General features: G+C 45.5%; 13 protein-coding genes. All 13 read left to right on the forward strand.

Translation table 11 applies throughout. The features are described 5' to 3' along the window. The first annotated feature begins 292 nt into the window (after positions 1-292). Positions 293-688, forward strand: coding sequence for a flagellar basal body rod protein FlgB (flgB, locus tag DPF91_RS21530; RefSeq protein ID WP_117236484.1), 396 nt, complete (start codon positions 293-295; stop codon positions 686-688). Positions 689-692: 4 nt separating this feature from the next. Continuing rightward, positions 693-1,109, forward strand: a complete 417-nt coding sequence (flgC, locus tag DPF91_RS21535; RefSeq protein WP_117236485.1) for a flagellar basal body rod protein FlgC — start codon at positions 693-695, stop codon at positions 1,107-1,109. 17 nt (positions 1,110-1,126) lie between these two features. Continuing rightward, on the forward strand, positions 1,127-1,837 hold the full coding sequence (gene flgD / locus DPF91_RS21540; RefSeq protein WP_117236486.1) for a flagellar hook assembly protein FlgD: 711 nt from the start codon (positions 1,127-1,129) through the stop codon (positions 1,835-1,837). A gap of 60 nt (positions 1,838-1,897) precedes the next feature. After that, complete coding sequence (gene flgE / locus DPF91_RS21545) at positions 1,898-3,202, forward strand: flagellar hook protein FlgE (RefSeq protein WP_117236487.1); 1,305 nt, start codon at positions 1,898-1,900, stop codon at positions 3,200-3,202. Positions 3,203-3,405: 203 nt separating this feature from the next. Further along, complete coding sequence (locus DPF91_RS21550; RefSeq protein WP_117236488.1) at positions 3,406-4,152, forward strand: flagellar basal body rod protein FlgF; 747 nt, start codon at positions 3,406-3,408, stop codon at positions 4,150-4,152. 22 nt (positions 4,153-4,174) lie between these two features. Then, on the forward strand, positions 4,175-4,963 hold the full coding sequence (flgG, locus tag DPF91_RS21555) for a flagellar basal-body rod protein FlgG (RefSeq protein WP_117236489.1): 789 nt from the start codon (positions 4,175-4,177) through the stop codon (positions 4,961-4,963). Between the two features lie 23 nt (positions 4,964-4,986). Beyond that, positions 4,987-5,769 (forward strand): flagellar basal body L-ring protein FlgH, encoded by a 783-nt coding sequence (gene flgH / locus DPF91_RS21560; RefSeq protein ID WP_117236490.1) that lies wholly within the window; start codon positions 4,987-4,989, stop codon positions 5,767-5,769. A 117-nt stretch (positions 5,770-5,886) separates the two neighbouring features. Beyond that, on the forward strand, positions 5,887-6,978 hold the full coding sequence (locus tag DPF91_RS21565) for a flagellar basal body P-ring protein FlgI (RefSeq protein ID WP_117236491.1): 1,092 nt from the start codon (positions 5,887-5,889) through the stop codon (positions 6,976-6,978). 11 nt (positions 6,979-6,989) lie between these two features. Next, positions 6,990-7,949 carry a flagellar assembly peptidoglycan hydrolase FlgJ gene (gene flgJ / locus DPF91_RS21570; RefSeq protein ID WP_117236492.1) on the forward strand — a complete coding sequence of 320 codons (960 nt, stop codon included), beginning with the start codon at positions 6,990-6,992 and terminating at the stop codon, positions 7,947-7,949. Positions 7,950-8,192: 243 nt separating this feature from the next. After that, a complete protein-coding gene (gene flgK, locus DPF91_RS21575) occupies positions 8,193-10,070 on the forward strand; it encodes a flagellar hook-associated protein FlgK (protein WP_117236493.1) in 1,878 nt (625 codons plus the stop codon). 8 nt (positions 10,071-10,078) lie between these two features. After that, positions 10,079-11,272 (forward strand): flagellar hook-associated protein FlgL, encoded by a 1,194-nt coding sequence (flgL, locus tag DPF91_RS21580; RefSeq protein WP_117236494.1) that lies wholly within the window; start codon positions 10,079-10,081, stop codon positions 11,270-11,272. A gap of 434 nt (positions 11,273-11,706) precedes the next feature. Continuing rightward, entirely contained in the window at positions 11,707-12,849 is a 1,143-nt protein-coding gene (locus tag DPF91_RS21585; RefSeq protein ID WP_117236495.1) for a flagellin, read from the forward strand. Between the two features lie 424 nt (positions 12,850-13,273). Then, the coding region (locus DPF91_RS21590; protein WP_476756191.1) for a flagellin N-terminal helical domain-containing protein at positions 13,274-13,469 on the forward strand (196 nt) is incomplete at its 3' end.

Raw genomic sequence — 13,469 nt, forward strand, 5'->3', positions numbered from 1 at the left:
CTCTAGCTCTCTAGCTCTCTAGCTCTCTAGCTCTCTAGCTCTCTAGCTCTCTAGCTCTCTAGCTCTCTAGCTCTCTAGCTCTCTAGCTCTCTAGCTCTCTAGCTCTCTAGCTCTCTAGCTCTCTAGCTCTCTAGCTCTCTAGCTCTCTAGCTCTCTAGCTCTCTAGCTCTCTCATCTCGGCACACATCTTGCTGCATACCCCACGCAAATAAATTGCAATCGATTTTAAAGTTGGCATATCGATTGCATTTTATTTTGTAAGCGGTCAGTTCTTATTGGTAAAGAGGCAAACATGGCTATTTCTTTTGACAAAGCATTGGGTATCCACCAACACACGGTGGGCGTACGTGAGCGTAACGCCGAGGTTATCTCGTCTAACATTGCGCAAGCGAATACCCCGGGCTATAAATCAAAGGGGATGGACTTTAAACGCGCGCTTCAGGCGGCAACGTCAGAGGCAAGCATTGGGGTTAGCCGTACAAACGATCGGCATATCTCTGCCTCTACCACTGTGACTGGGGAAACACTATATCGAATTCCTACCCAGCCAGACACTGGTGATGGTAACACGGTGGATGTGGATTTAGAGCGTAACTTGTTTATGCAAAACCAAATCAGACACCAAGCATCACTGGACTTCTTAGGAAGTAAATTCAAGAACTTAACGAAAGCAATTAAAGGGGAATAATTAGATGAGCTTATTCAATGTATTCAACGTAACTGGTTCTGCCATGAGTGCTGAGTCCGTTCGTCTAAATACCACCTCGAGTAACCTGGCAAACGCAGACAGCATCAGTTCTTCAGCAGAAGAAACGTACAAAGCTCGTCATGCAGTGTTTGGTGCTGAGTTAAGTAAGGCAAAGTATGGCCGCGACCATACTGTGCCGGTGAAAGTGTTGGGCATCGTAGAAAGCGATAAGCCGCTTAATGCGGAGTACAACCCTGATCACCCATTAGCGAACGATGAAGGCTACATCTACAAGCCTAACGTTAACGTGATGGAAGAAATGGCAAACATGATTTCAGCTTCTCGCTCGTATCAAACTAACGTGCAAGTTGCTGATGCAAGTAAACAAATGCTGCTGCGTACGCTGCAGATGGGTCAATAGGGTAAGGAGGAAGCGTAATGGCTATCAACAATAACGTTGGTCAAAGCGGCTTGTCCTATGTTGACCAGCTTAAAAGTCTACAAGATGCGAACAAAAAGCCTGATGAAACCACAGGTAAACAAGACCTTAAGCAAGAAGATTTCTTGTCTCTCTTGACTAAGCAGTTGGCTCAGCAAGACCCATTTAAGCCGGTTAGCAACGACCAGATGATTGCGCAAATGGCATCATTTGCGACCGTTGACGGTATCGGGAAGATGAACACTCAGTTCGAAAGTCTGAACTCATCGATGACATCAAACCAAGCTCTACAAGCATCTTCGCTTGTTGGTCGCGATGTATTGGTTCCTGGTGCTGCGGGCACGAAACCTGCTGAAGGTGGCATGTCGGCAATGGTTAAGCTTCCACAGTCGGTAGACAACTTGTTTGTCCGTATTGAAAACGAAGCAGGCCAATTAATTCGTACACTCGATGTAGGTGCGAAGCCGCCAGGCGACTCTAAGGTAACGTGGGACGGTAAGGATGAAAACGGTAATCCGTTGCCGGCTGGCAAGTACAACGTAAGAGCATCAGGTTTGCTAGATGGAAACAACACTCAGTTTGAGGTTTCTACTTACGCAAATGTGAATAGCGTTCTACTTGGTAAAGGTGATGGTAACGTACTGCTCAATCTGGCTGGCTTTGAATCGCCAGTTCGACTAGCTGAAGTACTAGAAGTGGGCAAGGCGTAACTCTTTAGAGAGAACCTTTTAGAGAGTAGCCATGCTGGCTAGATTAGGAGAATTTTTGGAATGTCATATGTTTCTTTAAGCGGTTTATCCGCTGCTCAATTAGATTTAAATACAACCAGTAACAACATTGCGAACGCAAACACATACGGCTTTAAAGAGTCTCGTGCAGAGTTCGGTGATGTATACTCAAGCTCACTGTTCACAAACGCAGCCACCACTCCAGGTGGCGGTGTTCAAGCAAACAAGGTCGCACAGCAGTTCCACGAAGGTTCAAGTGTTTACACGAATAACCCAATGGACTTGCGCATCGGTGGTACAGGTTTCTTCGCTGTATCGAAAGATCGCCTTGTTCCTCAGCAAAATGAGCTAACTCGTAACGGTGCTTTCCATCTTAATAAAGATAACTACATGGTAACTTCTAACGAAGAATTCCTGCTTGGTTATGAGATGAACCCGGATACTGGCGAGGTTGTATCTTACGAGCCGAAACCTCTGGCGGTTCCAGCAGAATTTGGTAAGCCAAAGCAAACGGCAAACCTAGAGATTGGTGTTAACCTTCCTGCAACGGGTGATTTGAAAGATCCAGCTCTGTTTGATTACAGTGACCCTGAAACATACAACCGCTCAACATCTTCTACGATCTATGACTCAATGGGTCAGGCGTACAAGTTGACGACGTACTATGTGAAGGATCAGACTCAACAGAACACTTGGAACTCGTACTACACAGTCACTGATAGCCAAGGTGAAAAGCCGGTTAACATTACTGGTGGTGATGCGACAACACCGGGTGGTCACGTTGGTCATACTATGCGTTTTAACAACGATGGTACACTGAACCAGATCAACAATGGTCTTCCTGTCGTTACTGATCCACTTGGTGCAGGTGCAAACCCGATTGATCTTAACGGTGCCGATCCAAATCAGACGCTTTCTTTCGGCTTGAACGCGGCAACGCAATATGCAGCTCCGTTTGAACTGACTAAGTTTGATGAAGATGGTGCAACAACAGGTTTCTTAACCAAAGTCGACTTTGATGAAAACGGCACAGTATTGGGTACATACTCAAATGGTGAGAACGTATCTTTAGGTCGTGTGGCACTGGTTCGTGTTCCAAATGAGCAAGGCCTGGATAAGAAAGGTGGTACTCAGTGGGATTCGACTCAATTCTCTGGTGACAAGATCTGGGGTGAATCAAACAAGGGTTCATTTGGTACTATCTCAAATGGTGCGCTTGAGCAATCGAACATCGATATGACTCAAGAGCTTGTTGACCTTATTTCTGCGCAGCGTAACTTCCAAGCGAACTCACGTTCTCTAGAGGTTCATAACCAGCTGCAACAAAACATTCTTCAGATTCGCTAATTCTCTGAATCATTAGCGACAGCTAATCAGGCAATCATCTGCATGATCAACCGAGTAAAGTGGCAACACTTTGCTCGGTTAGTTTGCCTCCCTCCATAAAAAACTCTCTCTTTTCGTCTATGTCTTTGTTTTTTAACATTATTTTAAAGTTGGCATTCTAATTGCTTTATAAGCATTAGATGAACATTTTTTGAGGCAATGTTATGGATCGTTCTCTGTTTTTGGCCATGAGTGGCGCAAAGCAAAACATGCAAGCTTTACAGCTGCGCGCGAACAATTTAGCAAACGTAAGCACAACGGGTTTCCGTGCGGACCTTGCGCAAGCTCGCTCCATGCAGGCCTACGGTGAAGGTTTGCCGTCTCGCGTATTTAGCATGACAGAACGTCCTGGACAAAACTTTGCTCAAGGTAGCGTGATTACGACGGGCCGTGACTTAGATGTCACTGTTGAAGGTCAAGGTTGGATCTCGGTTATCGACAAGACCGGCAAAGAAGGTCTAACTCGCAACGGTAACTTGAAGATCGATCAAACTGGTCTTTTGACTAACAGTGCAGGCCATCTTGTTCTCGGTAACAACGACGCGCCAATCACACTGCCTATACCTTTAAGCAAAGTTGAAATTGGTACTGACGGTACTATTTCCGTATTGCCACAAGGTGCTCCAGCTGATGCGATGGAAGTTATCGACCGTATCAAGCTGACACAAACCGACAATCAATCATTGTTCAAAGATTCAAATGGTCTATTCCGTTCTAAAGATCCACAAGCGCAATATATTGCGGATGCGAACGTGAAGCTGCTAACCGGCGCTGTAGAAGGCAGCAACGTTAATGCAGTAGGTGAAATGACCAGCCTTATTGACTTACAGCGACAGTTTGAAATGCAAGTCAAACTGATGAGCACGGCTGAAGAGATGGACAAAGCGTCTGACTCTCTACTTCGTAGCTAACTGATTTAGGAAGGATATTGTAATGCATTCTGCTTTATGGGTAAGTAAAACAGGTCTTGATGCTCAGCAGACGAACATCTCGACTATTTCGAACAACCTTGCCAACGCCTCAACGGTTGGCTTTAAGAAGAGTCGCGCTGTATTTGAAGACCTGTTCTATCAAAACATCAACCAGCCAGGCGGTCAGTCGTCGCAGAACACTGAATTACCAAGTGGTTTAATGCTAGGTACAGGTTCAAAAGTTGTGGCAACACAAAAAGTGCACACCCATGGTAATGCACAAACCACGACGAACAGCCTAGATATGATGATCGAGGGAGATGGCTTCTTCCAGATCCTGATGCCAGACGGCAACATTGGCTACAGCCGAAATGGTCAATTCACCTTGAATGACGAAGGCGCGATTGTGACTTCAGGCTCGGGTTACCCGCTTGAGCCAGAAATCGTGATTCCTGAAGACGCGATAGGTATTACTGTCGGTAATGATGGTGAGGTATCGGTGCGTCTACGTGGTGAGCAAAACAATGTTGTGGTTGGTCAGATCAATACAGTTGATTTCATTAACCCAGGTGGTCTTGAATCAGTAGGTCAAAACCTTTATCTACCGACAGGTGCCAGTGGTGACCCACAAGAAGGTGTACCTGGCTTCGACGGCCTAGGTTCGGTACGTCAATCTATGTTGGAAACATCGAACGTTAACGTGACTGAAGAGTTGGTTAACATGATCGAAGCTCAGCGTGTTTACGAGATGAACTCGAAAGTGATCTCTGCGGTAGACAAGATGATGAGCTACGCCAATCAGCAACTTTAACCATTAGCTAAGAGTCCAATGATATGAAACGTATTCTGTGTTTGATGATTTCTGTTTTGATGTCTGGTTGTGCCTTGATGCAGCCAATTGAAGAAACCTCTGATGTGGTTCAAGGCACGACAACGGTCGATGCTGTTGAAGGCGATAAAGCCGCAGATGAGAGCAGCGGTATCGTGGATACGCTACGAGGTCGTACTGACCCAGTTGCGGGCGATCCTGCATGGGCACCGGTTCACCCAACCCAAAAGCCTGAGCACTATGCGGCAGCAACAGGTTCATTGTTTAATATTGACCATGTATCAGATCTTTATGATGACTCTAAGCCACGCGGCCTCGGTGATATCATCACCGTCAATCTCGATGAGAATACCAAAGCATCGAAAAACGCGAATGCAGATATGTCGAAAACCAACGACTCTAAGATGGAACCACTTTCTGTGGGTGGCCAAGAGCTAACGATCGGCAATAATTACAACTTTTCGTATGACTTAAACAATACCAATACCTTTGCTGGCGATGCCAATGCAAAGCGTAGCAACAGCCTAACCGGTGCAATTACCGTAGAAGTCGTTGATGTACTGGCGAATGGTAACCTAGTGATCCGTGGTGAGAAGTGGATGACCTTGAGTACTGGGGATGAGTACATTCGCCTAAGTGGCACGATTCGTCCAGATGATATCGAGTTCGATAACACTATCGCATCAACGCGTATTTCTAACGCACGAATTCAGTATTCTGGTACTGGTGCGAACCAAGATATGCAAGAACCTGGATTTTTGGCACGATTTTTTAATGTAGCTTTATAACCGACCGTCGCTGACGATTAATTGACAGCGTTCGGATTAATAACGGGGTGTTCTTGGTTTACAGACTGAGAGTCCCGTTGTTTATTTCTAACGCTTTTAAAGATATAGGCTGCATCTATGAAAACCCTTTTCTCATTACTTATCAGTGCATTACTGATTACGTCAACCGCTCATGCCGCGCGAATTAAAGATGTAGCCCAGGTAGCAGGTGTGCGCAGTAACCAACTTGTTGGTTATGGCCTTGTGACCGGCTTGCCGGGTACTGGCGAATCAAATCCCTTTACAGAGCAAAGCTTTAACGCAATGCTGCAGAACTTTGGCATACAATTGCCGCCGGGTACTAAGCCTAAAACTAAGAACGTTGCCGCGGTAATGGTAACCGCTGAACTGCCTCCATTCTCTAAACAAGGACAGTTGGTTGATGTCACCGTTTCTTCAGTTGGTTCTGCGAAAAGTCTGCGTGGCGGTACGCTTGTTCAAACCTTCCTTAAAGGTCTAGACGGTAATGTATATGCGATTGCACAGGGTAACCTTGTCGTAAGTGGCTTTAGTGCAGAAGGTCTTGATGGTTCTAAGATTGTTGGCAACAACCCAACTGTGGGTGTGATTTCTAGTGGTGCAACGGTGGAGCGTGAGATTCCAAGCCCATTTGGTCGTGGTGACCACATTACTTTTAACCTGCTAGAATCAGATTTTACGACGGCGCAGCGTTTGGCGGATGCAGTCAACGATTTCCTTGGCCCACAAATGGCGCAAGCTATGGATGCAACCTCAGTCCGTGTCCGTGCTCCGCGCGATATCAGTCAGCGAGTAGCATTTCTTTCTGCTATTGAAAACCTAGAGTTTAATCCAGCCGATGGTGCAGCAAAAATTATCGTTAACTCTCGTACCGGAACTATCGTTGTTGGTCAGCACGTTAAGCTAAAACCAGCAGCGGTAACACACGGTGGAATGACAGTCGCTATTAAAGAAAGCTTAAACGTGAGTCAACCGAATGCGTTCTCAGGCGGTCAAACCGTTGTTGTTCCAGATTCAGATATCGAAGTGACTGAAGAGTCAGGCAAAATGTTCAAGTTTGAGCCGGGTCTAACGCTCGATGATCTTGTACGCGCAGTTAATCAGGTGGGTGCAGCCCCTTCAGATTTGATGGCAATATTGCAAGCGCTTAAGCAAGCTGGTGCCATTGAAGGTCAGCTGATCATCATCTAAGGACGAGCGTAATGATTAACAACGGAAACGACATCGGTTTTGTTCACGATATCTCAAGCCTAGACAAGCTTCGTCAACAAGCGGTAAATGGCGATGAGGGTGATGAAAAGGCGGCACTCAGAGCGGCGGCGAAACAGTTCGAGTCAATCTTCACCTCTATGCTGTTTAAGTCGATGCGTAATGCTAACGCAAGTTTTGAGTCTGAGCTGATGAACAGTCAGAACCAAGACTTTTATCGCCAGATGTTGGATGAGCAGATGTCGAGTGAATTGAGTGCCTCGGGGTCTTTAGGTCTTGCCGATATGATCGTTGCTCAACTGAGCTCTGCTCAGGGTGAAGAAGGTGACAGCAGTGAACGTGTCATGCGTAATGCTGCGTTGGACACCACCCTTCGTTTACCGGTTGACCAAAGCAAAGCACGAGAGATCGCTGATCAAGCTATTGCAGAGCAAAAGCAGCTTGAACAAAGCTCGCAAGTTGCTGCTACGAAGAAAGCGAACATGCCAACACGCTTTGATACACCTGAATCTTTTGTCGATTCACTGACGCCTTATGCAGAGCGTGCTGCAAAGGCATTGGGTGTAGAACCATCATTATTGATTGCTCAAGCAGCTCTAGAAACAGGGTGGGGTAAAAAGGTTATCGGCAACTCTCGTGGTAGTAGCCACAACCTTTTCAACATCAAAGCGGATAGAAGTTGGAAAGGGGATAAGATGGCGACTCAAACTCTAGAGTTTCATGGAAACACCCCGGTTAAAGAAAGAGCTGCTTTCCGTTCATATGGCGACTTCGAGCAGAGCTTCGATGATTATGTTCGTTTCTTGAATGAGAACCCTCGTTATCAAACAGCGTTAGAAACACACCAAAACTCTGAGCAATTTATTCAAGGTATCCATCAAGCTGGTTACGCAACTGACCCTAACTATGCCGATAAGGTACTGAGCGTTAAGAAACGTATTGATGCAATGTAAGAGTGCTGCGTTCTTAGGACAGAATTGAGATTTGAGAAGAGAGGATTTCGACAACTTATGATGGGGTATTTGAGGTCGAAGTTCTTGACGTAGCTTATTCCTGAACGGCAATATTATCTCAAATCTCAAATCTCAAATCTCAAATCTCAAATCTCAAATCTGGCACACCAATTGCTTTACCCTAGTAACAGCGGCGTTTTACACGTCTAACTAAGCAGATTTTCGCTTTATTTTGGGGGCTTTATGGCATCGGATCTTCTGAATGTTGGTACACAGTCAGTATTGACAGCTCAGAGACAGCTGAACACCACTGGTCATAACATTTCTAATGCAAACACAGAAGGTTATAGCCGTCAGTCGGTTGAGCAAGGCACGAATATGCCGCGCCAATTCGGCGGTCAGAGCTATGGCATGGGTGTGCATGTGGAAAATGTTCGCCGCTCATGGGATCAGTTTGCCGTAAATGAACTCAACCTATCTGAAACGAACTACGCGCATCGCAGAAATGTCGAAGAAAACCTCGATATGCTCTCTGGGATGCTCTCTTCTATTGCTTCAAAAAAGATTCCTGAGAACGTAAACGAATGGTTTGAGGGGGTGAAAACCCTTGCAGACACCCCGAATGATATGGGGGCTCGTAAGGTGGTGCTTGAAAAGTCTAACCTTGTTGCACAGAACATGCGTGAATTTCACGAAGTGGTTCGCAATCAATCAGACACAACGAACAAGAGGCTAGACCTTGCCGTTGAGCGAGTGAACCAGTTGGCCGTTGAGATCCGCGATTTGCATCGTTTGATGATGAAGACGCCTGGTCCGCATAACGATCTGATGGACAACCACGAGAAGCTAGTGGCTGAGTTATCTCAATACACCAAAGTTACGGTTACACCTCGTGGCAATGCAGAGGGCTTCAACGTTCATATAGGTAACGGCCATACGCTTGTATCTGGAACAGAGGCGAGCCAACTTGCGATGGTGAATGGTAATCCAGATGTTCACCAGCGTCAGTTAGCTATGGTTGAAGGCAAAGGCGTTAAGGCGATAAAGAGCGATTCTATGGATGGTCAAATCGGCGCATTAATGAAAATGCGTGATGAGCACATACCGTATTTAAAAGATGAACTCGGTCGGATGGCGATCTCTTTCTCGGCATCGGTGAACGCGCTGCAAGAGCAAGGCTTAGATCACAACGGTAATGTGGGCGAAAACCTGTTTACTGATGTGAACTCACAATACGCTGTGGAGTCACGTGTCGTGACAACGACCGGGTCTACTGCAGATATGGCCGTTCATATTGAAGATATTACTCAGCTCAAGGGTGGTGATTACTCGGTGAAGTACGACGGATCAAATTACATCGTGACTAAGCCAAGTGGTGAAGAACAAACGCTGGCACCTGACAACACAGGGGCATTCCGAATTGATGGCGTGAGAGTAGAGGTGACGGCACCTCCAAAAGCCGGTGAGCGATTCTATTTACGTCCTACCCGTGACGCTGCGGCACAGATGCATGTGGTGACCAATGATCCGGCAAAGATTGCTGCTCAAAGTTATGAAGCGTCGACGACGTTTGCTCAAGGTAATGCTGAATTCAAAATTGTTCAATCAGGTACAGTCAAAGAATTTGAAGTGGTGATTTCACCACAGGGTAATCAGTTTGCCGTTCTAGATAACAAAGGCAATTTATTAGCAGCACCCCAAAACTACCCACCTACGGCGCCTGTGAATGTTGGTGGTACAATTTTTGAGTTGACTGATGGTGCGTTAGCCAATGACAAGTTTACTGCGAACCTCATCCCTTCTGAGGGCGATAACGGTAACTTGAGAAAAATGCAGGGTATTCAAACAGCGAAAATCGTCAATGATAAAGAATCGACAGTGCTCGATTTGTATCACGACCTGAATACGAATGTCGGTTTACAGATGTCTACGGCAACACGCTTGAGCGATGTGGCGCGTTTAGAGAATGAAGCGGCTAAGGAACGTGTAGCGTCTATCTCGGGGGTTAACCTAGATGAAGAAGCGGCAAACATGATGAAGTTCCAGCAATCTTATATGGCAAGCTCCCGCATCATGCAGGCAGCCAACGATACCTTCAATACAATTCTACAGTTGAGATAGGGGGCTAAATGTTAAATAGAATTTCTAGCTTCCATAATTACCAGTCAGTGCAAAACGACCTGCGCCGACAAGAGAATAAGGTTCACCACAACCAAGAACAACTTGCCTCGGGTAAGAAATTGCTTAAACCGAGTCAAGACCCGCTCGCAACTCATTACATTCAAAATATTGGTCAGCAGTCGGAACAGATACGCCAATATACGGACTCTATTGTTTTAGTTCGTAACCGATTGGAACACCAAGAAGTAATGATCTCTAATGCAGAAAGTTTCGCTGATGAAGCGAAACGCTCTGTGATGGAAATGATTAATGGCTCCCTCTCTCCAGAAGACCGTCAAGCTAAGGCTCGCGAACTTGAAGAGCTAGCGACTAACTTGTTGAACCTAGTTAACACGCAGGATGAGGCGGGTAACTACACCTTTGCTGGTACTAAGCCAAAGAACCAACCCTTCTTTCGAGATAACGCTAACAACGTGAGTTATATGGGGGATGGTTATCAGCGCAAGATCAAGATCTCGAACAGTACAGAGGTGGCTATCAATGACCCTGGTAATAAATTATTCATGGAGATCGACAATCCATTCGGTGATTACACTCCATCTTATGAGCTTCAAAGCGGCTCTGAGTTACTCATGGAGTCAGCGAAAAATGGAGATCCTTCAGACAACTCAGTTTATAAGGCGACTTTTGTCGACATGGGTAATGGTCAATTTGGCTATCAACTTGAACAAAACGGTGCAGTAGTAAAAGCCGCAACGTTTGACCCTGCTGTTGGTATTGAATTCAATGACTTGACCATCAAGATGCGTGGGCAGATTACTGCCGGCGATAGCATCGAAATTTCGCCAAAGAAAACTATTAGCATCTTTGACAGCTTGAAAGATGCGATCGATGTTTCGAAAGAGTCGGTATCAGATGCCTCATCGACAGGCGAATTGCATCGTATCACCGAAGAGTTCCATGCCGCTTTTATTCATCTTAATAAAGCGAGAACAGATGTTGGTGCGCGTCTGAGTACTTTAGATATTCAAGAGAACCAACACGAAGATTTCCAGCTATCGCTAGCGAAATCTAAGAGCAATTTTGAAGACTTGGATTATGCAGAAGCGATCATCGATTTCACAGAGAATAGTCGAGCGCTTCAAGCTAGCCAGCAGGCCTTTGGTAAAACCAAAGACCTTACTTTGTTTAATTATATCTAGATGGGTGACCTATAACTCGTCGTCAGTAAATCACGAGTTAAGTTGAATGGTGCATTGCCTTATGAGCTATGCCTTAAGTGCCGCGCCGTTCGAAATTGCCGCTCATAGAGTCAAAATAATAGGCGGCAAAGTAAGCGGCAATGATGAGTTGATAACCAACATATTGGCTGTGAAGTTAATGAGAAGCTGAGTCAATCTCAGCGTAATCTGACAATTAAGTGATTGATTAATATTAAATGTGAAATATTTAATGAAATCATCAGTACTTGTGGCACGCATATTGAATGTATGACCACAGATTAAGAATTTAACCTTAACTACAAAGTCGCCGCGTGCGGCGTGGTGACATTTGCAAGTTTAACGGTCAGTGCTTTTCTACAGAGAGTAAAGCTGACCACTTCGCAACAGCTTGCGAACTCATTAGGAGAGCAAAAATGGCCTTAACGGTAAATACGAACGTGTCGGCAATGACGGCACAAAGATACTTGAACAAAGCATCTGGTGAGCTAAATACCTCTATGGAGCGTTTGTCTTCTGGTAATAAGATTAACAGTGCAAAAGATGATGCAGCAGGTCTACAGATCTCTAACCGTCTTGTCGCTCAGTCTCGCGGTCTAGACGTTGCAATGCGAAATGCTAATGATGGTATTTCGATCGCTCAAACAGCAGAGGGTGCGTTGAATGAAACAACCAACATCCTTCAGCGTATGCGTGATCTATCGCTACAATCTTCAAACGGTACTAACTCTGACGCAGAGCGCCAAGCAATTAACGAAGAGTCAATGGCACTTCAAGATGAGCTAAACCGTATCGCAGAAACGACCTCTTTCGGTGGCCGTAAACTGCTTAACGGTAGCTTTGGTGAGGCATCATTCCAAATTGGTGCTGCTTCAGGTGAAGCGGTAATTATGGGCCTAACGAGCGTACGTGCTGACGATTACCGCATGGGTGGCGCTACGTTTGTTGGTACTCAAGGTAAAGACAGCAACTGGGGTGTGCCGGTACCAGGTAATGATCTAACGCTTGCTTTTAACGACCTTGACGGTAACGCGGTTAATATCGCGATTACAGCGAAAGAAGGTGATGACATTGAAGAGCTAGCAACTTACATCAATGGTCAAACTGATATGGTGAAAGCGTCTGTGGATGAAGATGGTCAGCTACAAATTTTTGCAGCAACACCAAACCTACAACCTGGCTCAATGGCTATCTCTGGCTCACTAGCGACTGACCTTGGTCTAGCAGGTGCACCAGAACAATCTACATCGGTACAAGATATTAGCTTGGCAACTGTAGGTGGCTCTCAAAACGCTGTAGCTATCATTGATTCAGCGCTACAATATGTGGATTCACAGCGTGCAGATCTTGGTGCGAAACAAAACCGTTTAGGTCACAGCATCAATAACCTGGCGAACATCCAGGAAAACGTTGAGTCTTCTAACAGCCGTATCCGTGATACTGATTTTGCGAAGGAAACAACGCAAATGACAAAAGCACAAATATTGCAGCAAGCAGGTACTTCAATTCTTGCTCAAGCGAAACAATTGCCAAACTCTGCAATGTCTCTATTGCAGTAGTATACAAACTCTTCACTGATTGGCTCAGACGTGCGCTTTACAGTGAAGAATTTGGCAAGCACATAACATTGATACATTAGGCTCTCTCACTCTCACCGCTTAATGCTATTGAAGTTTATGTGCACTGGTCTGCCAGTTAAGTGTTCATTTCTCAGATCTCCACTTGGCATCTGGCTACCAACCAGCCCCGGTTCTCTCAAAGGAAAAGGGGCTTTTTCTTTTCTGCTTTATCCCCATTTTCCTGTCTAAGCTTCTTTCTTACCCGCACGATTTTTGAACGATTTTCTGTTTTTCAGTTTTTTTTTAAAAATTTCCTCAAGGAATAAAATATCGTGCCGTTAATAAGAATAACTTTGAGAGAACTACTTGGTTTTCCGAGACGTCGGAAGCCGGATACAACGGAAAATCAATTGGAGAAATCACCATGGCAGTGAATGTAAATACTAACGTATCAGCGATGACCGCTCAGCGTTACCTAAACCAAGCAAACAGCGCACAACAGACTTCAATGGAACGTCTAGCGTCAGGTAGCAAAATCAACAGCGCGAAAGACGACGCAGCGGGTCTACAGATTTCGAACCGCTTGAACGTGCAAAGCCGCGGTCTTGATGTAGCGGTAC

It is taken from the genome of Vibrio maerlii (genome assembly GCF_003415655.1).
Classification (GTDB): Bacteria; Pseudomonadota; Gammaproteobacteria; order Enterobacterales; family Vibrionaceae; genus Vibrio; species Vibrio maerlii.

Excerpts from the sequence above, each read along its gene's own strand:
- flgG (WP_117236489.1), top strand. The coding sequence starts at position 4,175 with ATGCATTCTGCTTTATGGGTAAGTAAAACAGGTCTTGATGCTCAGCAG.
- flgC (WP_117236485.1), top strand. The coding sequence starts at position 693 with ATGAGCTTATTCAATGTATTCAACGTAACTGGTTCTGCCATGAGTGCT.
- flgL (WP_117236494.1), top strand. The coding sequence starts at position 10,079 with ATGTTAAATAGAATTTCTAGCTTCCATAATTACCAGTCAGTGCAAAAC.
- flgD (WP_117236486.1), top strand. The coding sequence starts at position 1,127 with ATGGCTATCAACAATAACGTTGGTCAAAGCGGCTTGTCCTATGTTGAC.
- flgH (WP_117236490.1), top strand. The coding sequence starts at position 4,987 with ATGAAACGTATTCTGTGTTTGATGATTTCTGTTTTGATGTCTGGTTGT.
- DPF91_RS21565 (WP_117236491.1), top strand. The coding sequence starts at position 5,887 with ATGAAAACCCTTTTCTCATTACTTATCAGTGCATTACTGATTACGTCA.
- DPF91_RS21550 (WP_117236488.1), top strand. The coding sequence starts at position 3,406 with ATGGATCGTTCTCTGTTTTTGGCCATGAGTGGCGCAAAGCAAAACATG.
- DPF91_RS21585 (WP_117236495.1), top strand. The coding sequence starts at position 11,707 with ATGGCCTTAACGGTAAATACGAACGTGTCGGCAATGACGGCACAAAGA.
- flgJ (WP_117236492.1), top strand. The coding sequence starts at position 6,990 with ATGATTAACAACGGAAACGACATCGGTTTTGTTCACGATATCTCAAGC.
- flgK (WP_117236493.1), top strand. The coding sequence starts at position 8,193 with ATGGCATCGGATCTTCTGAATGTTGGTACACAGTCAGTATTGACAGCT.
- flgE (WP_117236487.1), top strand. The coding sequence starts at position 1,898 with ATGTCATATGTTTCTTTAAGCGGTTTATCCGCTGCTCAATTAGATTTA.
- flgB (WP_117236484.1), top strand. The coding sequence starts at position 293 with ATGGCTATTTCTTTTGACAAAGCATTGGGTATCCACCAACACACGGTG.